This is a genomic window from Marmoricola sp. RAF53 (genome assembly GCF_052114005.1).
Taxonomy (GTDB): domain Bacteria; phylum Actinomycetota; class Actinomycetes; order Propionibacteriales; family Nocardioidaceae; genus Marmoricola.
This window is the reverse complement of the sequence record NZ_JBFRDX010000025.1, coordinates 1-21491: the sequence shown is the minus strand read 5'-3', so window position 1 is coordinate 21491 and position 21491 is coordinate 1. Positions and strand designations below refer to the sequence as shown.

Here is a 21491-nt window from a genome sequence, read left to right as displayed (position 1 = left end):
GCCGTTCGGGTAGAGTCGTCGCCGGGCACAGCGTCGTGCACGGGACCGCCGGACAGCGTCGATCGGCTGAGGCAGGTCACCACGCTCCAGCCGACCATCACACACCCCGAGGATTCTTCGTGAGCAAGCCCGTCGTTCTCATCGCCGAAGAGCTCAGCCCCGCCACCGTCGAGGCGCTCGGCCCGGACTTCGAGATCCGTCGGTGCAACGGCGCGGACCGCGCCGAGCTGCTCCCGGCGATCGCGGACGCGGACGCGGTCCTGGTCCGGTCGGCCACCCAGATCGACGCGGAGGCGCTCGCGGCCGCGAAGAGCCTGAAGGTCGTCGCGCGGGCCGGGGTCGGCCTCGACAACGTCGACGTGAAGGCGGCCACCCAGGCCGGCGTGATGGTCGTGAACGCCCCGACCTCCAACATCGTCAGCGCCGCCGAGCTCGCGGTCGCCCTGATGCTCTCCGCGGCCCGGCACATCTCCCCGGCGCACGCCGCCCTGCGCAACGGTGAGTGGAAGCGCTCGAAGTACACCGGCGTCGAGCTCTACGAGAAGACCGTCGGCATCGTCGGTCTCGGCCGCATCGGCGTCCTGGTCGCCCAGCGCCTCTCCGCCTTCGGCATGACCGTGATCGCCTACGACCCCTACGTGCAGGCGGGCCGCGCCGCGCAGATGGGCGTGCGGATGGTCTCGCTCGACGAGCTCCTCGCCGAGGCCGACTTCATGAGCGTGCACCTGCCCAAGACGCCGGAGACGGTCGGCCTGATCGGCGCCGAGGAGCTGGCGAAGGCCAGGCCGAGCCTGGTCCTGGTCAACGCGGCACGCGGCGGGATCGTCGACGAGGCCGCCCTGTACGACGCCCTCAAGACCGGTCAGATCGCCGCGGCCGGCCTCGACGTCTTCGCCCAGGAGCCCTGCACCGACTCGCCCCTCTTCGAGCTCGAGAACGTCGTCGCCACGCCGCACCTCGGCGCCTCCACCGACGAGGCGCAGGAGAAGGCCGGCATCGCGGTCGCGCGGTCGGTCCGGCTGGCGCTCGGCGGCGAGCTGGTCCCGGACGCCGTCAACGTGCAGGGCGGGGTCATCGCGGAGGACGTCCGCCCGGGCATCCCGCTGACCGAGAAGCTCGGCCGGATCTTCACCTCGCTCGCCGGCGAGGTCGCGCAGTCGATCGACGTGGAGGTCCGCGGCGAGATCACCGAGTTCGACGTCAAGGTGCTCGAGCTGGCGGCCCTGAAGGGCGTCTTCGCCGACATCGTGGAGGACCAGGTCTCCTACGTGAACGCGCCGTTGCTGGCGGCCGAGCGGGGGACCGCGGTCCGGCTGGTCACCGACCCGGAGAGCCCGGACCACCGCAACCTGATCACCATCAGGGGCACCCTGGCCGACGGCTCGCAGTTCTCGGTGGCCGGCACGCTCGTCGGTATCAACCAGCGCGAGCGCCTGGTCGAGATCAACGGCTTCCTGGTGGATCTCGAGCCGACCGACCACCTCGCCTTCTTCCGCTACGAGGACCGCCCGGGCATGGTCGGCACCGTCGGCCGGATCCTCGGCGAGGCGCAGGTGAACATCGCCGGGATGCAGGTCTCCCGCGACGAGAAGGGCGGCATGGCGCTGGTGGCGCTCTCGGTGGACAGCGCGGTCCCGGCCGAGGTCCTGGAGCAGATCCGCACGGCGATCGACGCCGAGACGGTGCGCGGGGTCGACCTCAGCGAGTGAGGCAGACCGGCCTGCCGGAATGTGCATTCTGCGAGTCGGTTCCCGAGGTGCTCGCCGTATTAGGTCGGCTGTCAAAATAGGTACGCCGAAACGATGTACAAATTGCATCATCGTGCACTAGTTTTGCCCCGATCTTGCGGATCGGTCCGGAATGCACCTCTGGTCCGAGTCTGCCCGCCTCGTGGGGAGGAATCACCCAGATGCCTGCACGTACCCGTGCGCTCAGCCGCTTCGCCGCCCTGACCTCGACGCTGGCGGCAGCGCTGGTCGCCGTCGCCCTCGTCGTCCCCGCCGCGCCGGCCACGGCCGCGACGTCGGCGCCGAGCTGCGGCAAGACGATCTACAAGGCCGACGGCACGCCGTGGACCTGCACCTTCGCCGACGACTTCAACGGCACCTCGCTGGACCGCACCAAGTGGGTCCCGCAGGTCACCGCCACCAGCGGCTACGGCCAGTCCGGCGCCTGCTTCGTCGACTCGACCCAGAACATCTCGGTCCTGCTCGGCACGCTGTCGCTGACCGCGCGCAAGGCGTCGAAGCCGTTCGTCTGCAAGGACGGCTCGAGCCAGTTCGCCACGACCGTGACCTCCGGCATGGTGACGACGTACAAGACGTTCGCCCAGGCCTTCGGCCGGTTCGAGTTCCGGGCGTCGTTCCCGAACACGAGCACGCCCGGCCTGCAGAGCTCGCTCTGGATGTGGCCCGACGACCTCGCCGCCGCCGGGTCCGGTGAGATCGACGTCGCGGAGTGGTTCAGCAACTACTCCGACCGCGCGATCCCGTACCTGAAGTACCTGAACGTCGACCCGAACGCGCAGGTCACCAACAACTACTGCCTGGTCAAGCGCGGCACGATGCACACCTACCGGCTGGACTGGACTCCCTCGACGATCACGATCAGCTACGACGACAAGGTCTGCCTGCAGAACTCCTCCTGGTCGCTGCTCGGGCTGCTGACGGCGACGCCGTTCCACCGGCCGTTCATCCTCGCGATGACGCAGATGCTCGGCTCCGGGGCCAACGCCCCGACCTCGAGGACGCCGTTCCCGGCGACGATGAAGGTCGACTACGTGCGCGTCTGGTCCTGAGCGGCGGCGCCCCGGACGGAAGGCGAGCCCACCTGGTCGGCGTCAGGCGACCATGGTGGGCTCGCTGCTTCCCCGGCCCAGCGGGTCGGCCAGCGTCTCCTTCCACGCCTCGGCCAGCCGCTCGATCGCGGCGGTCAGCACGTGCGCGGGCTGGGTGAAGGGCACCCGGAGGAAGCGGTCGAGGCCGCCCTCGGGCGCGAAGCTCGGCCCGGGCGCCAGCAGCACCCCGCGGTCGGCGGCTCGGGGGAGCAGGTCGGTGGAGTGCGCGGCCGGCAGCTCGCACCACAGGCTGAGGCCGCCCGCCGGGCGGCGTACCTGCCAGGCCGGCAGGTGCACGGCGAGCGCGTCGAGCGCTGCCTCCCGGCTCTCGCGCAGCAGGGCGCGCTTCTGCGCGAGCAGCGGAGCGCCGTTGCGCAGCAGGTCGGCGGTGACCAGCTGCTCCAGCACGGGGACGCCGAGGTCGAGGGAGAGGCGGGACCGCACCATCGCGTCCATCCGCTCCGCCGGTGCGCGCAGCCAGCCAACGCGGAGGCCGCCCCAGAACGGCTTGCTCACCGAGCCGACCGTGATCGCGTCGGGGAGGTGCGCCGCCAGCGGCAGCGGCATCGGGTCGCCGTCCAGTCCGAGCTCGACCATCGACTCGTCGACGATCGCCACCGTCCCGTGCTGCCGCAGCCGCGCCGCGACCCGTTCGCGGCTCTCGTCGGAGAGCAGGTGCCCGGTCGGGTTGTGGAAGTCGGGGACGAGGTAGGCGAGGTCGGGCCGCACCTGGTCGAGGCTGCGGAGCAGGTCCGCGACGTCGGCGACCTCCCGGCCGATCGGGCTGCTCAGCAGCCGGGTCCCGGTCTGCCGCAGGGTGGCGATCGCGTTCGGGTACGTCGGGCTCTCCAGCAGGGTCCGGGTGCCGCGCCGGCCGAGAGCGCGGGCGGCGATCGCGACGCCGGAGAGCGCGCCGGGCACGACCATCACCTGCTCCGGAGTGGTCGGCAGGCCGCGGGCGGTGAAGCGCTCGGCGACGGCCTCGCGGAGCACCGGGAGGCCGGACGGGTAGTAGCCGGAACCGCCGAGGTACGCCGGCAGGTCGCCGACCGCGCGCTCGTAGGCGGCCAGGATCCCGGGCCCGGCGTTGGCGGCCGCGCAGGTCAGGTCGATCTCGTCCGCGCGGGCGTCGCCCGGGAAGAGCAGGTGGTCGCCGCGGAAGGCGCGCGACTCGGGGAGGCTGGCGACGCTGCCCGAGCCCTGGCGGGAGACCAGGTAGCCGTGGTCGCGGAGCTCGGCGTACGCGCGGGTCACGGTGGTCCGGCTGACCTGGAGCGCCTCGGTGAGCTCGCGTTCGCTCGGCATCCGGACGCCGACCGGCACCCGGCCGTCGGTGATCAGCACCCGGAGCGCCTCGGCGAGCCCCCGGTAGGCGGGCTCGCGGTGGAAGTCGCCGACGAGGCCGGCGACCGTCCGGGCGGCGACGGCGCGCGCGCTCATGCGGCGACCCGGAAAGTGGTCTGGTTCATACAGACCAGTGAAACATGATTGGCTATTTAGAACCAGACCAATTCTTGGTTTTCTTGTGCCATGGCTGCTTTCGACAACACCCGCATCGGTACTCCCGCCCTGGGTCGGCGCCCGCGTCGGCTGCACCGGCTCATCAACCGTGTCGTCTCGCGCTGACGCACCCCCGGCCCGCGAGCTGGCCCGGATCGGACCGGTCCAGCAGCTGCGCGCCGGGCGTCTCGGCCGACGGCTGACCCAGCTCACCGCCGGGCTGGTCCTCTACGGGATCACCCTCGCGATGATCATCCGCGCGTCCCTCGGCAACGCCCCGTGGGACGTGCTCCACCAGGGTCTGGCCGAGCACCTGCCGCTCACGATCGGTCAGTGCGTGATCCTGGTGAGCCTGCTCGTCCTGCTGCTCTGGATCCCGCTGCGCGAGATGCCCGGCCTGGGCACGATCGCCAACTCCTTCGTGGTCGGCCTCTCCGCCGATGCGGCGCTCGGCGTGCTCGCGACGCCCGACTCGCTCTCCGCGCGCGTCCTGCTCCTGGTCGCGGGCGTACTGCTCAACGGGCTCGCCACCGCGCTCTACATCGGCTCCCAGTTCGGCCCTGGTCCGCGCGACGGGCTGATGACCGGCCTGCACCGGCGTACCGGCGTCTCGATCCGGGCCGTGCGGACCACCCTCGAGGTCAGCGTCGTCGTCCTCGGGTTCCTGCTCGGCGGGAAGGTCGGGGTGGGCACGGTCCTGTACGCGCTCGCGATCGGACCGCTGGTCCAGCACCTGCTGCCGCGCGCGGTCGTCCCGCTGCCGGCAGTCCCCGCGACCCGCTAGTTCTTCGTCGCGATCAGCGCGGACGCGTCCGGCGCGACCATCACCTCGACCGCGGTGAACCGCTCGTCGGTCAGCCAGGTCTCGCGCAGGGTGTCGACCCGGCCCATCGTCAGCGGCGGCCAGGTGTCGCACGGCGTGAAGTCGTCCATGACCACGATCCCGCCGCGCTCGACGAGGTCGACGACCGAGTCGACCGAGGCGTCCTCGGGGGAGGACGGGTCCAGGAAGAGCAGCGAGTACGGGCCCTTGTTCCGCAGCGTCGACCAGTCGGCGGCGAGCACCTCGACCTGCGGGTCGTCGGTGAAGATCTCCTGCGCCGCACCGGCCAGGCGCTCGTCGAGCTCGGCCGAGAGGATCATCGTGCCGGGCCGGGAGCCGGAGCGCAGCCACGCGGTGCCCACGCCGCAGCCGGTGCCGAACTCGGCCATCGTCCCGGTGCGGGTCGCGGCCAGGGCGGCGAGCAGCCGGCCGGTCTCGTTGCGGCAGAACGACACGTAGCCGGCGCGCCTCGAGACGTCGAAGGCACGCGCGACGATCGCCGGGACGTCAGGAGGAGCGCTCATGCATCGAGTGTTTCAAATCAGGCGGGGGAGTCCATTCCTCGGAGAGAAGTCTCGGATCGTGGGACGTCCTGGTCAATCCCTACTCACCCCCGGCCCCCGCCACCTACGCTCTTCCATCATGCGGAGCGTGTTCGTACTTATCGAGCGCCGCGGCGAGGCCTAGGACGTAGGCCACCTCGCCGCGGAGTTCGGCGTTACCCGCCCTTCAGGCCTACGAACCCCTCCGCGAGCGAGTCCCCGCACCGCCCTTCTCACGGCGTCCGGATCTCCCGGCGTTCGCGGACCACCGTTCGCGAACACACTTCCCAGGAGACTCAGATGTACGAGATGTATCCGGACTGGGGTCCGGCCAAGCACAACCCCGAGAGCCCCTACTCCCAGCAGGCCCAGCAGGGGGCGCTGCAGGCCGCGCTTGACCTGCGAGACAACGGCGGCCAGCGCCCCGACGACAACTAGGCTCGCCCGCATGTCTGCCACCTCCTCCTTCAAGCTCGCCGTCATCCCCGGAGACGGGATCGGTACCGAGGTCACCGCCGAGGCCCTCAAGGTCCTCGAGGCGGTCACCCCGTCGGACGTGAAGTTCGAGCCGACCCGCTACGACCTGGGCGCCGAGCGGTACCTCGCCACCGGCGAGGTGCTCCCGGACACGGTGCTGGAGGAGATCCGCGCGCACGACGTGATCATGCTCGGCGCGGTCGGCGGCAAGCCCAACGACCCGAACCTGCCCCCGGGCATCCTCGAGCGCGGGCTGCTGCTGCGGCTCCGGTTCGAGCTCGACCACTACGTGAACCTGCGCCCGTCCCGGATCTTCCCGGGCTCGGTCTCGCCGCTCGCCCCGCACGTCCTGGACAAGGGCGAGGTCGACTTCGTGGTCGTCCGCGAGGGCACCGAGGGTCCGTACACCGGCAACGGCGGCGCCCTGCGCGTCGGCACTCCGGCCGAGGTCGCCACCGAGGTCTCGGTCAACACCGCGTACGGCGTCGAGCGGGTCGTGCGTGACGCCTTCGCCCGCGCCCGGCGCCGGCCCCGCAAGAAGCTGACGCTGATCCACAAGACCAACGTGCTGGTGAACGCCGGCTCGGTCTGGTGGCGGCTCTTCCAGCAGGTCGCCGCGGAGTACCCGGACGTCACCACGGACTACATGCACATCGACGCCGCGATGATCTTCATGACCACCGACCCGGCGCGGTTCGACGTGATCGTCACCGACAACCTGTTCGGCGACATCATCACCGACCTCGCCGCCGCCGTCACCGGGGGCATCGGCCTGGCCGCCAGCGGCAACGTGAACCCGGACCGGACCGCGCCGTCCATGTTCGAGCCGGTGCACGGCTCGGCGCCGGACATCGCCGGCCAGCTCAAGGCCGACCCGACCGCCGCGATCCTCTCGGTCTCGCTGATGCTCGACCACCTGGGCCTCGCCGAGGCGGCGCAGAAGGTCGAGAACGCCGTCATCGCCGACCTCGCCGAGCGCGACACCACGGCGCCGATCCACACGCCGGCCATCGGCGACAGCATCGCCGCACGAGTAGCGGGCTGAGCCGCGCGGAGGTCCTCCTGACCCGGGTCGCGGCTCAGGGAAGAACCCTGTTCTGCACCTGCGATCACGAGAGATAACGTGCCCTCATGACCCTCGACATCTCGATCATCCCGTCGGCGAACCCGAAGTCCGACGAGCAGGTTGCCGAGATCCTGGCGAACCCGGGATTCGGGACCTACTTCACCGACCACATGTTCACCGTGGAGTGGACCCCGGAGAAGGGCTGGCACGACGCCCGGATCACGGCGTACGGGCCGCTCACCCTCGACCCGGCGACCGCGGTCCTGCACTACGCGCAGGAGACCTTCGAGGGCATGAAGGCCTACCGGCACGACGACGGGTCGGTGTGGACCTTCCGCCCGTTCGAGAACGCCGAGCGTATGAAGCGGTCCTCGCACCGGCTCGCGCTGCCGGTCCTCGAGCCGGAGGACTTCGTGCAGGCCGTCGAGGCGCTCGTCGAGGTCGACCAGCGGTGGATCGCGGAGGCGGGCTCCGAGAAGAGCCTGTACATCCGGCCGTTCATGATCGCGACCGAGGCGTTCCTCGGGGTGCGCCCGTCCCAGCACGTCACCTTCATGGTGATCGCGTCGCCGGCCGGTGCCTACTTCAAGGGCGGCATCAAGCCGCTCACCCTGTGGCTCACCGAGGAGTACACCCGGGCCGGCCGCGGCGGCATGGGCGCGGCCAAGACCGGCGGAAACTACGCCAGCTCGCTCGTCGCCCAGCAGGAGGCCATCGCCCAGGGCTGCGACCAGGTCGTCTTCCTCGACGTCGCCGAGGGCAAGTACGTCGAGGAGCTCGGCGGCATGAACATGTACTTCGTCTACGCCGACGGCCACGTGGTGACACCGGAGACCGGCACGATCCTCGAGGGCATCACCCGCTCGGCGATCATCGAGCTCACCGAGAAGGCCGGCCACAAGGTCGAGGAGCGCAAGATCTCCATCGACGAGTGGCGCGAGGGCGTCGCCTCCGGCGAGATCACCGAGGTCTTCGCCTGCGGCACCGCCGCGGTCGTCACCCCCGTCGGCACCCTCAAGTGGAAGGGCGGCGAGGTCCAGGGCTCCACCGAGACCGGACCGCTGACCGCGCAGATCCGGCAGTCCCTGGTCGACCTCCAGTACGGCCGCGCGGCCGACGAGTTCGGCTGGATGCACCGCGTGATCTGAGGGAGTCCTGTGGTCGTCGAGCTGTGGTCGTCGAGCTTGTCGAGACGGCGTGAGCTGCCCAGCGCGGTGACCACGGGATGACCATCGATCTGATCCGCTGACGCGTCTCAGGTCACCCCCAGACCGCAGCGACCTTCTCGGCCATCGCCTGGCCCTGGCGCAGGCCGGCCGCCGCGGCGGCCTCGCGCCTGGTCGGGTCGAGCGCGTTCGAGCCCATCGCACGCTCGGACTTCCCGTCCGGGGCCACGACGACGTGGTGCGCGGCGCCGGTGCGCTCGACCTGACGGGCGATCGCGTGCTCGCGGGAGACCGCCTGCGTCTGCGGGGCCAGGACGACGAGTCGCTCGGCGCCTGCCACCAGGTCGGCGTTCGTGGGGGAGCGGATCCCGCCGTCGACGTACGTGGTGCCGTCGATCGGGACCGGTGGCCAGACCAGCGGGACGGCACAGCTGGCCGCGACCGCGTCGATCAGCGCGACGCCCGAGCTCGCGTCGAAGACGACGAGCTCGCCGGCGTCCACGTCGACCGCCGTGATCCGCAGGTCGCGGTCGGGCCACGCGGGATCGCCGATCCGCGAACGCATCACCTCGCGCCGCGCCTCCGGTGACTCCGGGTGGGCGGCGAGGGCGGCCGCGCCGACCTTGCGCCACTTCGCGGACTGCTCGCCGCGACGGGCCAGCATGATGCCGAGCCGGAGCAGTGTCGTCGGGCCGAGCGAGGCCGACATCTCGTGGACGGCCGGCGTCGTCTGGGCCTCGTACGACGCCGCGAGATCGCCGGTGGTGATCCGGGCCCCCACGGCCGCGCCCGCGGACGTGCCGAGGATCGTGTCCGCGCCGGTGAGGTCCACGCCGGCGCGGCGCAGCCCTTCCAGGACGCCGATCTCCCAGGCGACACCGGTGACGCCGCCCCCGCCGAGCACCAGCGCACGCGTCATGGTGGCTCCTTCCGACCGCTTCGTGGGACCGCGAGCCGGGAGCCACGGTGGTGTGGCACACTCACGATGTGCTTCAGGCAGCGATCATTATCGACTAGCGCGACGGCCCAGACCCTCAGATCTGGCTTCCGCCGCGCCAACCTCTCGTCCACCGGGAGGTTTTTTTGTTGCCGGCCGCGACCACCACCGAGAGAGACCACGAGATGACCAGCGACGCGTTCCACGTCTACGACACGACTCTGCGCGACGGTGCGCAGCAGGAGGGCCTGAACCTCTCGGTGGCGGACAAGCTCGCGATCGCCCGGCACATCGACGGTCTCGGCGTGGGGTTCATCGAGGGCGGCTGGCCCGGCGCGAACCCGAAGGACACCGAGTTCTTCGCCAAGGCCAAGGACGAGCTCAAGCTCCAGCACGCCCGGCTCGCGGCGTTCGGGGCCACCCGTCGAGCCGGGATGAAGGCTGCCGACGACCCGCTGGTCGCGGCGCTCCGCGACTCCGGCGCTGGTGTGGTCACCCTGGTGGCGAAGTCGCACGACCGGCACGTCGAGCTGGCCCTGCGCACCACGCTGGCCGAGAACCTGGCGATGGTCCGGGACACGGTCGCGCACCTGACCGCCGAGGGGCAGCGGGTCTTCCTCGACGCCGAGCACTTCTTCAACGGCTACCGCGACAACCGCGACTACGCGATCGAGGTGCTGCGCACGGCGTTCGAGGCCGGCGCCGAGGTGGCCGCGCTCTGCGACACCAACGGCGGCATGCTGCCGACCTGGGTCAGCGACGTGGTGCACGACGTGGTCTCGAGCACCGGCGGCCGGATCGGCATCCACGCGCACAACGACACCGGGTGCGCGGTGGCCAACAGCCTGGCCGCGGTCGACGCCGGCGCCACCCACGTGCAGGGTTGCATCAACGGGTACGGCGAGCGCACCGGCAACGCCGACCTCATCAACGTGGTGGCCAACCTCGAGCTCAAGATGAACCGTGCCGTGCTGCCCGCCGGCCTGCTGCGGGACGCGACCCGGATCGCGCACGCGGTCGCCGAGGTCACCAACGTGCCGCCGTCCTCGCGCCAGCCCTACGTCGGCGTCTCCGCGTTCGCGCACAAGGCCGGCCTGCACGCGAGCGCGATCAAGGTGGACCCGAACCTCTACCAGCACATGGACCCGGAGGGCGTCGGCAACGACATGCGGCTGCTCGTCTCGGACATGGCCGGGCGCGCGTCCATCGAGCTGAAGGGCCGCGAGCTCGGCTTCGAGCTGAGTCCGGAGCTGGTGGCGAGCGTGACCGCGCAGGTCAAGGAGATGGAGCTGCGGGGCTACACCTTCGACGCGGCGGACGCCTCCTTCGAGCTGCTGCTCGCCGGCGAGGTGGCCGGCGCGCGGCCGTCGTACTTCGAGGTCGAGTCGTGGCGGGTGATCACGGACTCGGCCCCGGGCGCCGAGGCCGGGTCGGAGGCGACCGTGAAGCTGCTCGCCGGCGGTTCGCGGCTGGTCGTGGTCGGCGAGGGCAACGGCCCGGTGAACGCGCTCGACCACGCGCTGCGCCAGGCGATCGAGCAGCTCTACCCGGAGGTCGTGAAGTTCGAGCTGATCGACTACAAGGTGCGGATCGTGGACCAGGGCCACGGCACCGACGCGATCACCCGGGTGCTGATCGAGACCTCCGACGGCGAGTCGTCGTGGGTCACCGTCGGGGTCGGGCACAACGTGATCGAGGCGTCCTGGGAGGCGCTGATCGACGGCCTCACCTTCGGGCTGCGCCGGCACGGCGCCTGAGGGTCACCGCGGGTCGACCACCCGGTTGACGAGGTCCTCCCAGCCGTCGAGGATCCGCTCGACGTCCATGTGCTCGATCTGGACCTGCTGGAGCAGGATCGGCACCTCCAGCGGTGCGAGCAGGGCGGTGGCGAGCAGGGCGATGTCGCCGCTGACGCCGAGCTCGCCGAGCAGGTACCGCACGTGCGTCGCGGTGAACGAGTACGCCGCGTAGCTGCGCGGAGCAGTGTCCCCGGTCGCGGCGAGCAGCAGGTCCGCCTTCTCCAGGTTGCTCACCAAGCGGGACCGGCCGAAGGCGAGCAGCCGGTCGCGCGGGGGAGCGCCCGGTCCGAGCGGCGGCGGTCCGGAGATGACGGCCGCCTGCCAGGCGGCCTCGGACTCGTCGAGCAGGCGGGCCATCAGACCGGCTCGGCTGCCGAAGCGGCGGAACACCGTGCCCTTGCCGACGCCGGCGGCCTCGGCGACCGCGTCCATCGTGACGGCCTCGACGCCGTGCCGGGCGACGAGCTGCTGGGCGGCGCAGAGCACGGCGTCGCGGTTGCGGGCCGCGTCGCTGCGCTCGCGCGGGGGCTGGCCGAGGATCGGCAGCAGCTCGCCCCCGTCCGTCCAGCCAGTGCTCATCCGGCCACCCTAGGGCGTCCGAGCGGGGGCGGTCGGAGAATTTTTCCGGATCCGGGAATGAAAGCGGACTGCGGTCCGGTTAGGCCTTCTGAAGCGGTTCCCCTCTCAACTACTCCAGGAGCAGACAACCATGACCCGTGTAGCCGTTCTCGTCGGCAGCCTCCGCGCCGACAGCGTCAACCGCCAGGTGGCCGAGGCCCTCAAGGCGCAGGCCCCCGAAGGCGTCCAGGTCGACATCGTCGACGGTCTGGCCGACGTCCCGTTCTACAACGAGGACCTCGACGGCGAGACCGCCCCGGCCGCCGCCACCGCCGTCCGCGAGCAGGTCGCCGGCGCCGACCGCGTCCTCGTGATCACCCCCGAGTACAACGCGACCATGCCGGCCGTGCTGAACAACGCCATCGACTGGCTCTCCCGCCCGTACGGCCAGGGCGCCATCGCCGGCAAGCCGGTCGGCGTCATCGGCGTCACCCCGACGCCGTACGGCGGCAAGTGGGCCCACGAGGACACCCGGCGCTCGGCCAAGATCGCCGGTGCCGTGGTCGTCGAGGACATCGACGTCTCGCAGACCTCGATCGACGTCGACGTGCTCGCCGACCCCGAGGTCCAGGGCCGCATCCGCGGTGCCCTGGAGACGCTGGTCGACTTCGCGGCCGAGCAGCCCGCCGCCTGATCCCAGGTTCGCGCTTCGTCCCTGTCCCCGGTCCAGGTCCCGGGGGCGGGGGCCAACGGCTAACGTCGTGGTCGTGACCGCGCTGCACGATCTCACCGCCCTCGAGCAGGGCGCCGCGGTCGCCGCGAGGGTCGTGTCGCCCGCCGAGCTCGTCGAGCACTACCTGGAGCGGGTCCAGCGCCTCGACGCCGAGCTGGGCGCCTTCGTCACGGTGACCGCCGAGCGGGCCCGCCAGCGTGCGTTCGCGCCGCTCGGCCCCGGACCGCTCGCCGGGGTGCCGACCGCGGTCAAGGACCTGAACACGACGGCCGGGGTGCGGACCACCTTCGGCTCCGCGGTCTACGCCGACAACGTTCCCGACGTCGACGACGAGGTCGTAGCCCGGATCCGGGCCGGCGGGCTGATCAGCCTGGGCAAGACCAACACCCCCGAATTCGGGTCCCCCTGCTACACCGAGAACGACGTCGCGCCGCCCGCGGTGACCCCGTGGGACACCAGCCGGATGGCCGGCGGTTCCAGCGGTGGCGCGGCCGCCGCGGTGGCCGGCGGGCTCGTCGCGGTGGCGCAGGGCTCCGACGGCGGCGGATCGATCCGGATCCCGGCCAGCTGCTGCGGCCTGGTCGGGCTGAAGCCCACCCGAGGCCGGATCTCCGGCTCCCCGACGTACGGCGAGATCACCGGCCTCGCCACCGCCGGCCCGCTGGCCCGCAACGTCCGCGACGCCGCCGCGCTGCTCGACGTGATGGCCGGCCGCGCCGTCGGCGACCCGTTCTGGGCGCCCGAGTCCCGGCACCCGTTCCTGCTGCACTGCGAGGCCGACCCGGGGCCGCTGCGGATCGCCCGGTTCGCCGAACCGGTGATCGCCGACACCGAGGTCGACGGCGAGTGCCTGGCCGCCTGGGCCGACGCCAGCAAGCTGCTGGAGCAGCTCGGTCACGAGATCGTCGACATCGCGGTGCCGATGCCGCGCGACGCGGTGCCGTTCTTCGAGACCTGCTGGGCGGTGCTGACCGGCCTCTCCACCGTGACCCTCGACGACGACGCCCGCGGCAAGCTGCGGCCGCTGACCCGCTGGCTGGGGGAGAAGGGCGAGCAGGTGTCGGGGCCGGAGTTCGGGCTCGCGCTCGGCGAGCTCCGCCGGGTCGCCGCCCGCACCCTGGAGACGCTCGCCCCCTACGACGTCGTCCTCACCCCGACGCTCGCGAGCCCGCCGCTCCCGGTCGGCGCGCTGCGCGACGACGAGGACCCGGCGGCGGACTTCGAGGCGCAGAAGCGGTTCACGCCGTGGACGTCGATGTGGAACGTGACCGGCAGCCCGGCCATCTCGCTGCCGCTGCACGAGACCGCCCGCGGCCTCCCCGTCGGCGTCATGCTGGCGGCCGCACCCGGACGCGAGGACCTGCTGCTCGCGCTGGCCGCGCAGGTCGAGGAGGCGGCGCCCTGGGAGGACCGCACGCCGCCGTGCTGGTGACTCAGAAGCACCAGCCGTCGTCCCACGCTCCCGGCGTCAGCCCGTGGGCGAGCGCGTAGAGCGCCGGTGTCAGTGCGATCACCGCGGCGATGCCGACGACCACCTTGTGCCGGCTGAAGAACCCGGCGAGCGCCCACGGCACGGCTGCGACGCCGAGCACGCCGAGCAGCGAACGCATCCCCACCTCGATCGTGGCCTCGTTCGCGACCTCGTCGCAGCCGGCCGACTGGCCGAAGTACACCAGCGCGGAGGCCGCGAAGGTGCCGACGAAGGTCACCACCACCCCGGCGAGAAGACCGGTCCAGGCCCAGAACAGGGCCCAGCGGCGGGAGATCTGCACGGTCGCCGGGGCGGAGGTCTCGTCAGGGGCGACGGGGTGCGGGCCGGCGTACGGGTTGAAGTCGCTCATGGTTCCAGCGTCGGGGGAGCGCCCCGCTCGGGGCATCCGTGCGCGTACTCAGACGGCGGTGAGCAGGCGGTCGCACTCCGCGATCAGGGTGGCGCGGATCGGCGCCCCGCGCTCGGCGAACAGGCGCTGCTGGGCGACGTACTCGGCCTTGCCCTCGCCCGTCTCGATCGCGACCGGGGTCCACGGTTCTCCGGTCGGGTCGAGGGTCACCCCGGTGAAGTCGTACGGCGCCGCCCGCATGTCGAGGATCCGGATGTCCCAGGCCAGCTCGAAGGCGTCGGCGACCAGCTCGCTCGGGATCAGCGGGGTGAGCCGGAACGCGTGCTTGTAGAGGTCCATCCCGGCGTGCAGGCAGCCCGGTTGCTCGTACGCCGGCCGGTCGTCGCGCCCCGGCTGCAGGGTGTTCAGCGGCCGGGCCGGCGGGGTGAAGAAGCGGAACGCGTCGAAGTGCGAGCAGCCGATCCGGTGGCCTTCGACGACCTGGTCGGTGCCGCCGGCGCCGAGCCGCAGTGGCCAGGCGTGCCGGAGCTCGTTGCCCCCCGACCCGTCCTGCGCCGCGTCACTGCGGTAGGCCATCGCCCACTCGTGCAACCCGAAGCAGCCGAGGGACGGCGGCCGGCCGGCGGTCGCGACCAGCAGGGTGCGGATCGACTCGATGAGCGCGCGCTGGGTGGCGAGGTAGGACGCACTGACCGTCACCGGGTTTCGGGACGGGCCCTGGCGGCCCTCCTCGACCAGCGGTGGTGCGTACCCCTTCGCGACGGCGTACTCCGGGGCGTCCTCCAGGGTCACGCCGTACCCGGGGTGCCAGCGGCGCAGGGCGGCCGGGCGCTGGGAGTAGTAGGTGAACAGGAAGTCGTGCACCGGGTGCACCTCGCCACGCTCGCGCCGGGCGAGGTGCGGGCCGACGAGGACGTCGATCCGCTCCTCGTGCGCCCGGGCGCGCTCGGACCACGCGGCGCGGTCGAGGAGGAGCCGGTCGAGGAGCACCGCCTGAGGTTAGGCGAACCGGCGGTGGGTCAGCCAGCCGACGGGTGGCAGCCCACCGCCTGCTCGAAGGCCTTCGGCGTCGGGTAGTACGTGCCCCTCGGGTAGTAGTCGGCGAGCACCTGCCGCTCGGTCCCGTACGTCGCCGACTGGACCGCGTGCGTGAAATCGGCCCGGGGCAGCATGTTGCGCATGTAGGCGATGCCCTTCGGGTCGATGCCCCACGGGAGCCAGGAGATGCCGCACGCCGCGGTGGCGTTGGCCGGCCTGTTCGCCGCGGTGGAGATCGCGATCGTGAAGGAGCCGTCCGCATCGACCTGGACGTCCTCGTCGTTGACGCAGCCGTAGGTCTGGGTCGTCCGGTTCGCCGTGCACATCGACCAGTAGCGCAGCTGCTGCCCGCCGGTGGTGACCGGCTGCCCGGCGAAGGTGCGCGGGGTCGTCGGCATCCTGCCCCTGAGCAGCACGACCTTGCCGTACTCCTGGGTCAGGTAGGCGTAGACGTACTTGTTGTCGACGTTCTCGCCGAGCCCGGCCGGCAGCGTCGAGGTGACCGACGCGACCAACGGGGTGAGGGTGCTGCTCGTGTACTCGTTCTCGGTGACATCGGTCAGGTAGGTCTGCGCGACGTTCACGTAGCGCTGGAAGTTCGGCGACCTCGGCGCCAGCAGGCCGAGCGGCGGCAGCGGCAGGTCGAGTCCGAGACCGGCGAGCAGGTCGGTGACCGGCATCAGCTCCGGCAGCGGGTCCGGGCAGGTCGGGAACGGGATCCGGGTGCCGTCCGCGAGCACGAGCGTGATCGCCGGGGCCGCGACGCCGCCGAACGGGCCGGTGCCGCGGTCCGGCAGGTAGATCCGGTACGCCAGCGCGATGCCGAGCTTCGACCCGTCGGTGCTGTTGTTGTAGAGCGTGTTCGGCGGCCGGCCGCTCGCCGGCGCGTTCCCGGCGACGACGCGGACCGTGTACCGCCGGTTCGGCGCGGTCCGGTCGGCGCCGATCCGGAACGGGTTCGTCGAGCCCGGGTCCGGCTCGATCTGGTCGTCGCGCAGGTTGCTCGCGGTCTGCAGCCCGAGGCTGTAGGTCTGCAGGGACATGTAGCGCGCCTGCGGGAACTCGCCGGTGAGCTCGATCGACCCGCCGGGCGGGACCGGGACGGCGGCGCCGAGGTAGCGGGTGGCGAGGTCGGGGAAGAGGATGTTCTCCCGGTCCGCGCTCGGCTCCAGGACCCAGCCGCAGGAGCGGTCGCGGGCCGGGTCGGAGGCCGACGCCGGCGCGCTCGGCGGAGCCACCCCGACGGCCACGCAGGTTGCCAGCAGGGCGAGGGCGAGCGGACGGACGACGGCGCGCGCACGACGGCGCTGGGAGGGGCGCATGGCAGGGACCGTACTGGCGCCGGCCCCGGTGGGCCGGATTTACCCGCGATGGCCGGACCGAGGTCTACACCGGCGGAACGATAGGCTCACCGGGTGCGTATCGCGAGGTTCACCACCGGAGAAGATCCCCTGTTCGGCGTCGTCACGGGCGAGATCGACGAGCACGGGATCCCGGACGAGGACTGCGTGATCGTCGGCCTCAACGGGGACCCGCTCTACGTCGGGCTGCACCTGTCCAACAAGGAGTACCGGCTGGCCGACGTACGGCTGCTCTCGCCGGTGCTGCCGCGCAGCAAGGTGATCGGCATCGGCCGGAACTACGCCGCGCACGCCGCCGAGATGGGCGGCGACGTCCCGGACGAGCCGCTGATGTTCATGAAGCCGAACACCAGCGTCGTCGGCCCCGACGACCCGGTCTTCTACCCGCGGCAGAGCAGCGAGGTGCACTACGAGGGCGAGCTCGCCGTGGTGATCAGCCGGCCCTGCCGCGACGTCCCGGCGGCCAAGTTCGCCGACGTCGTCCAGGGCTACACGGTCGCCAACGACGTGACCGCGCGCGACCTGCAGCGCAAGGACGGCCAGTTCACCCGGGCCAAGGGCTTCGACTCGTTCTGCCCGCTCGGGCCGTGGATCGAGACCGAGCTCGACGTCTCCGACCTGCGGGTGCAGACCTTCGTCAACGGCGAGGTCAAGCAGGACGGCCGCACCTCCGACATGATCTTCGACGTCCCGACGCTGGTCGAGTACGTCTCCTCGGTGATGACGCTCCTCCCGGGCGACGTCATCCTCACCGGCACCCCCGAGGGTGTCGGACCCGTCCAGGTCGGCGACGAGATCGAGGTCTCGATCTCCGGCATCGGCAACCTGACCAACAAGGTGAAGCAGCGTGACTGAGACGACCACTCCCGGCTCCCACACTCCGGTCCGGGTCCGGATGGCCCCGAGCCCGACGGGCTCGCCGCACGTCGGCCTGGCCCGGACGGCCCTGTTCAACTGGGCGTTCGCGCGCCACGTCGGGGGCACCTTCGTCCTCCGGATCGAGGACACCGACAAGGAGCGATCCACCCAGGAGTCCTACGACGCGATCATCCAGGTGATGCGCTGGCTCGGCCTCGACTGGGACGAGGGCCCCGAGGTCGGCGGCGCGTTCGGCCCGTACTTCCAGTCCGAGCGCGGCGACCTGTACGCCGACGCGCTGTACAAGCTCCGCGAGAGCGGCCGCACCTACGACTGCTACTGCACCAACGAGGAGGTCGAGGCGCGCCGCAAGGCGTCCGGCTCCAAGGTGATGGGCTACGACGGCTTCTGCCGCGAGCTCACCGAGGACCAGGTGACCGCCTTCGAGGCCGAGGACCGCCGGCCCGTCGTCCGGTTCCGGATGCCCGACGGCGAGATCACCTGGGACGACCTGGTCCGCGGCGAGATCACCTTCCAGACCGAGCACGTGCCGGACTACGCGCTGGCCCGCGCCAACGGCGACCCGCTCTACACGCTGGTCAACCCGGTCGACGACGCGCTGATGGAGATCACCCACGTGCTCCGCGGAGAGGACCTGCTGTCCTCGACGCCGCGCCAGATCGCCCTGTACGACGCCCTGATCGAGGTCGGCATCGGCAAGGCCACGCCGCGGTTCGGGCACCTGCCGTACGTGATGGGCGAGGGCAACAAGAAGCTCTCCAAGCGGGACCCGGGCGCGAGCCTGCTCGGCTACCGCGAGGACGGCTTCCTGCCCGAGGGCCTGCTCAACTACCTGGCGCTGCTCGGCTGGGCGATCGCCGCCGACCGGGACGTGTTCAGCCTTGCCGAGATGGTCGAGAAGTTCGACATCGCCGACGTGAACCCGAACCCGGCGCGCTTCGACCTGAAGAAGGCGGAGGCGATCAACGCCTCGCACATGCGGCTGCTGCCGCTCGACGAGATCACCCACCGGGCGCTGCCGTTCCTCAAGGAGGCCGGCGTGGTGGGCGATCCGCTGTCGGAGTCCGACACCCAGCTGCTCGAGCTCGCGATGCCGCTGGTCGGCGAGCGGATCAACAAGCTGACCGAGGTGCCCGGGATGCTCGGCTTCCTCTTCGCCGACCACGTCACCTACGACGAGGCCGACGTCGCCGTGATCCGCGACGAGGACGGCCGCAAGGTCGTCGCCGCCGCACGGGAGGCGCTGGCCGGGATCGGCGCCTGGAGCACCGCGGCGATCGACGAGGCGCTGCGCGCCAAGCTGGTCGACGAGCTCGGGCTGAAGCCGCGCAACGCGTTCGGCCCGGTCCGGGTCGCGATCACCGGCCGCAAGGTGTCGCCGCCGCTGTTCGAGTCGCTGGAGCTGCTCGGCCGGGACGCGACGCTGGCCCGCCTCGACGCCGCGCTGGCCTGACCCGGAGACGCGGGGAGTGGTGCAGCGTCCGGGCGGTCCCGGGTACGCGCTGACGCTGCGGACGGCGACGTACCGGTGGTGGCGTCCGGTCGTCGGCATCCTGCTGCTGTTCGCCTCCGCGGTGCTGTTCGCCCCACTGCTGCTGCAGCCACTGCTGGCGGTGACCGTGTGGCTCGACCACGACGGCTCGTTCACCTCCGCGTTCACCGACGCGGTGGCGCTGGACCCGGTCAGCTGGCAGTCGATGCTCTACCTGAACCTGAGCCTGGCGGCGCTGGTCCCGGTGGCCTGCTTCCTGGTGCGGTTCGTGCACGACGTGTCGCCGCGGTTCCTGGCCTCGATGACCGGCTCGTTCCGCTGGCGGTTCTTCCGGGTCTGCCTGGGCCTCGCGCTGGTGGCGATCGCGGCCCAGCTGTTGGTGAGCATGCTGCTGCCCGGCGATCTCGACGGACTCGGGGGACCGGCGAACGACTGGACCGCGAGCACGGTCGCGATCGCGGTCGTCGTCCTGCTCACCACGCCGCTGCAGGCGATCGGGGAGGAGTACGGCTTCCGGGGCTACCTGCTGCAGGCCTTCGGTGCGCTGGCGGCCCGGCCGTGGTTCGGGGTCGTGGTGAGCTCGCTGCTCTTCGCGCTGGCGCACGGGGCGCAGAACCTGCCGCTGTTCCTCGACCGGCTCACCTTCGGGTTGATCGCGGGCTTCATCGTGGTGCGGACCGGGGGACTGGAGGCCGGTATCGCGCTGCACGTCTGGAACAACCTGGTGGCCTTCGGCCTGGCGCTGTCGCTGGGCAGCATCGACGAGAGCCTGAAGGTCAGCGACGTCTCCTGGTGGAACATCGCGCTGACGATCACGCAGAACGGCGTCTACCTTGTCCTGGTGCTGTTCGCCGCCCGCCGGATGGGTGTGAGTCCCGCCACGACCGGCGTTCAGAAGCCCCCCGTTTTGGCGCCCGGAACCCCCTCCGTGTAAGGTTTCCCCTCGGTCGGCCGCCTCGGCAGCCGGTCCGAAATAGTGGGATATGGTGTAATTGGCAGCACGACTGGTTCTGGTCCAGTTAGTCAAGGTTCGAGTCCTTGTATCCCAGCGAGAGACGATTTGGTTCGATCGGCGACAAGCCGATAGAGTCACCGTCGCTCAGGCCCCCGTTGTGTAGTGGCCTAGCACGCCGCCCTCTCAAGGCGGTAGCGCGGGTTCGAATCCCGTCGGGGGTACAGATCACTGAAGCCCGGTCCATCAGGACCGGGCTTCAGTGCTTTCGCCGGTCTCCGAGTGCCCCCGGAAACGCTCGTGGCCGATTCCCGCTAGAACTGGCGGTGGTCGGCGGCGAGACTTACGGCATGCACAGCGATCGCGAGGCCTGCTACCGGGCCGTGAAGAGCAGGGACCGCCGGTTCGACGGCGTGTTCTACACCGCGGTCAGCAGCACCGGGATCTACTGCCGGCCGAGCTGCCCGGCGATCACGCCGAAGCTCGCCAACGTCACCTTCCACCCGAGCGCGGCCGCCGCGCAGCAGGCCGGCTACCGGGCCTGCAAGCGCTGCCTCCCGGACGCGGTCCCCGGCTCGCCCGACTGGGACGTCGCGGCGGACGCCGCCGGACGGGCGATGCGGCTGATCGCCGACGGCGCGGTCGAGCGCGAGGGCGTCGAGGGCCTGGCCGCCCGGCTCGGGTACTCGCCGCGCCAGCTCAACCGGCTCGTCACCGGCGCGTTCGGCGCCGGCCCGCTGGCCCTGGCCAGGGCCCGGCGGGCCCAGACCGCCCGGGTCCTGATCGAGACCACCGGGCTGACCTTCGCCGACATCGCCTTCGCCTCCGGCTTCGCCAGCATCCGGCAGTTCAACGACACCGTCCGCGAGGTCTACGCCGCCACGCCCACCGAGCTGCGCGGGCGGCGGGGGAGCGGCGCCGCGACGGCCCGGGCCTCGGGCGCGATCGCGACCCGGATCGGCGTACGGGAGCCGTTCGCGGGGGAGTCGCTGCTGGCCTTCCTCGCGCTGCGCGCGGTCCCGGGGGTCGAGGCCACCGGCCCCGGCTGGTACGAGCGCTCGCTCGCGCTGCCGCACGGACCCGGGGTGGTCCGGGTCCAGCTCGCCGACCGTCCGGCCGGCTACGTGCCGTGCAGCTTCGCGCTCGCCGACGCCCGGGACCTGGCGCCGGCCCTGGAACGGACCCGGCGGCTGCTCGACGCCGACTGCGACCCGGTCGCCGTCGACGACGCGCTGGGTGCCGACCGGCTGCTCGCCGGCCTGGTACGCCGCACGCCGGGGCTGCGTGTCCCCGGGCACGTCGACGGGGTCGAGCTCGCCGCCCGCGCGGTCCTCGGCCAGCAGGTGAGCGTGGCCGGCGCCCGCACCCTCGCGGCCCGCCTCGTCGCCGAGATCGGCGCGCCCCTCGGGCTGGAGGGCGAGCACGCCGTGACCCGGCTGTTCCCGACGGCGGAGGCGCTGGCCGGCCTGGCCCCCGAGCAGGTCGCCATGC

20 protein-coding genes and 2 tRNA genes are annotated in these 21491 nt (G+C 71.8%); 15 read left to right on the top strand and 7 right to left on the bottom strand.

Going from position 1 to position 21491, the window contains the following annotated elements; translation table 11 throughout:
* Positions 1-119 precede the first annotated feature (119 nt).
* Positions 120-1709, top strand: a complete 1590-nt coding sequence (gene serA / locus AB4Y76_RS17910; protein WP_441927744.1) for a phosphoglycerate dehydrogenase — start codon at positions 120-122, stop codon at positions 1707-1709.
* 200 nt (positions 1710-1909) lie between these two features.
* Positions 1910-2797, top strand: coding sequence for a glycoside hydrolase family 16 protein (locus tag AB4Y76_RS17905; RefSeq protein ID WP_441927742.1), 888 nt, complete (start codon positions 1910-1912; stop codon positions 2795-2797).
* Between the two features lie 42 nt (positions 2798-2839).
* Here the strand turns inward: AB4Y76_RS17905 and yczR are convergent, their stop codons facing one another.
* Positions 2840-4276, bottom strand: coding sequence for a MocR-like transcription factor YczR (gene yczR, locus AB4Y76_RS17900; protein ID WP_441927740.1), 1437 nt, complete (start codon positions 4274-4276; stop codon positions 2840-2842).
* 169 nt (positions 4277-4445) lie between these two features.
* On the opposite strand from yczR, the gene yczE reads away from it, so the two are divergent.
* Positions 4446-5120, top strand: coding sequence for a membrane protein YczE (yczE, locus tag AB4Y76_RS17895; protein WP_441927738.1), 675 nt, complete (start codon positions 4446-4448; stop codon positions 5118-5120).
* Here the strand turns inward: yczE and AB4Y76_RS17890 are convergent.
* Positions 5117-5683 carry an O-methyltransferase gene (locus AB4Y76_RS17890; protein ID WP_441927736.1) on the bottom strand — a complete coding sequence of 189 codons (567 nt, stop codon included), beginning with the start codon at positions 5681-5683 and terminating at the stop codon, positions 5117-5119. The two genes, yczE and AB4Y76_RS17890, sit on opposite strands and share 4 nt — an antisense overlap.
* Positions 5684-6001: 318 nt before the next feature.
* On the opposite strand from AB4Y76_RS17890, the gene AB4Y76_RS17885 reads away from it, so the two are divergent.
* The 3 genes from AB4Y76_RS17885 to AB4Y76_RS17875 all read left to right on the top strand — a co-directional run bounded on the left by AB4Y76_RS17885 (position 6002) and on the right by AB4Y76_RS17875 (position 8392).
* Positions 6002-6139, top strand: a complete 138-nt coding sequence (locus tag AB4Y76_RS17885; RefSeq protein WP_441927734.1) for a hypothetical protein — start codon at positions 6002-6004, stop codon at positions 6137-6139.
* Positions 6140-6149: 10 nt separating this feature from the next.
* Positions 6150-7223 carry a 3-isopropylmalate dehydrogenase gene (locus AB4Y76_RS17880; protein ID WP_441927732.1) on the top strand — a complete coding sequence of 358 codons (1074 nt, stop codon included), beginning with the start codon at positions 6150-6152 and terminating at the stop codon, positions 7221-7223.
* Positions 7224-7309: 86 nt separating this feature from the next.
* Positions 7310-8392, top strand: coding sequence for a branched-chain amino acid aminotransferase (locus AB4Y76_RS17875; RefSeq protein WP_441927731.1), 1083 nt, complete (start codon positions 7310-7312; stop codon positions 8390-8392).
* Positions 8393-8504: 112 nt separating this feature from the next.
* On the opposite strand, the gene AB4Y76_RS17870 is transcribed toward AB4Y76_RS17875, so the two are convergent.
* Complete coding sequence (locus AB4Y76_RS17870) at positions 8505-9329, bottom strand: patatin-like phospholipase family protein (protein ID WP_441927729.1); 825 nt, start codon at positions 9327-9329, stop codon at positions 8505-8507.
* A gap of 203 nt (positions 9330-9532) precedes the next feature.
* Between AB4Y76_RS17870 and cimA the strand changes: the two genes are divergently transcribed.
* Positions 9533-11104: a citramalate synthase gene (gene cimA, locus AB4Y76_RS17865; RefSeq protein ID WP_441927727.1), complete on the top strand. Its 1572-nt coding sequence runs from the start codon at positions 9533-9535 to the stop codon at positions 11102-11104.
* Between the two features lie 3 nt (positions 11105-11107).
* Here cimA and AB4Y76_RS17860 read toward each other — a convergent pair whose 3' ends face one another.
* On the bottom strand, positions 11108-11725 hold the full coding sequence (locus AB4Y76_RS17860; protein WP_441927725.1) for a TetR/AcrR family transcriptional regulator: 618 nt from the start codon (positions 11723-11725) through the stop codon (positions 11108-11110).
* 130 nt (positions 11726-11855) lie between these two features.
* Between AB4Y76_RS17860 and AB4Y76_RS17855 the strand changes: the two genes are divergently transcribed.
* Entirely contained in the window at positions 11856-12398 is a 543-nt protein-coding gene (locus tag AB4Y76_RS17855; protein ID WP_441927723.1) for an NADPH-dependent FMN reductase, read from the top strand.
* A gap of 73 nt (positions 12399-12471) precedes the next feature.
* The gene (locus tag AB4Y76_RS17850; protein ID WP_441927721.1) at positions 12472-13869 is read left to right on the top strand and encodes an amidase; all 1398 of its coding nucleotides are present in this window, start codon (positions 12472-12474) and stop codon (positions 13867-13869) included.
* A gap of 1 nt (position 13870) precedes the next feature.
* On the opposite strand, the gene AB4Y76_RS17845 is transcribed toward AB4Y76_RS17850, so the two are convergent.
* From AB4Y76_RS17845 to AB4Y76_RS17835, 3 genes are read right to left on the bottom strand one after another with little or no spacing between them, the layout of a single operon-like run.
* A complete protein-coding gene (locus tag AB4Y76_RS17845; RefSeq protein WP_441927719.1) occupies positions 13871-14278 on the bottom strand; it encodes a hypothetical protein in 408 nt (135 codons plus the stop codon).
* Between the two features lie 48 nt (positions 14279-14326).
* Positions 14327-15268: a 3-methyladenine DNA glycosylase gene (locus tag AB4Y76_RS17840; RefSeq protein ID WP_441927717.1), complete on the bottom strand. Its 942-nt coding sequence runs from the start codon at positions 15266-15268 to the stop codon at positions 14327-14329.
* Between the two features lie 29 nt (positions 15269-15297).
* Positions 15298-16638, bottom strand: a complete 1341-nt coding sequence (locus AB4Y76_RS17835; protein ID WP_441927715.1) for a hypothetical protein — start codon at positions 16636-16638, stop codon at positions 15298-15300.
* 93 nt (positions 16639-16731) lie between these two features.
* Between AB4Y76_RS17835 and AB4Y76_RS17830 the strand changes: the two genes are divergently transcribed.
* The 6 genes from AB4Y76_RS17830 to AB4Y76_RS17805 form a co-directional block, all read left to right on the top strand.
* Positions 16732-17532 (top strand): fumarylacetoacetate hydrolase family protein, encoded by an 801-nt coding sequence (locus AB4Y76_RS17830; RefSeq protein WP_441927713.1) that lies wholly within the window; start codon positions 16732-16734, stop codon positions 17530-17532.
* A gap of 40 nt (positions 17533-17572) precedes the next feature.
* Positions 17573-19009 (top strand): glutamate--tRNA ligase, encoded by a 1437-nt coding sequence (gene gltX, locus AB4Y76_RS17825; protein WP_441927817.1) that lies wholly within the window; start codon positions 17573-17575, stop codon positions 19007-19009.
* A gap of 16 nt (positions 19010-19025) precedes the next feature.
* Entirely contained in the window at positions 19026-19982 is a 957-nt protein-coding gene (locus AB4Y76_RS17820; RefSeq protein WP_441927711.1) for a CPBP family intramembrane glutamic endopeptidase, read from the top strand.
* 43 nt (positions 19983-20025) lie between these two features.
* A tRNA-Gln gene (locus AB4Y76_RS17815) sits at positions 20026-20097 on the top strand.
* A 54-nt stretch (positions 20098-20151) separates the two neighbouring features.
* Positions 20152-20224, top strand: a tRNA-Glu gene (locus AB4Y76_RS17810).
* A gap of 126 nt (positions 20225-20350) precedes the next feature.
* On the top strand, positions 20351-21491 hold a 1141-nt coding region (locus AB4Y76_RS17805; RefSeq protein WP_441927709.1), incomplete at its 3' end, for a bifunctional transcriptional activator/DNA repair enzyme AdaA.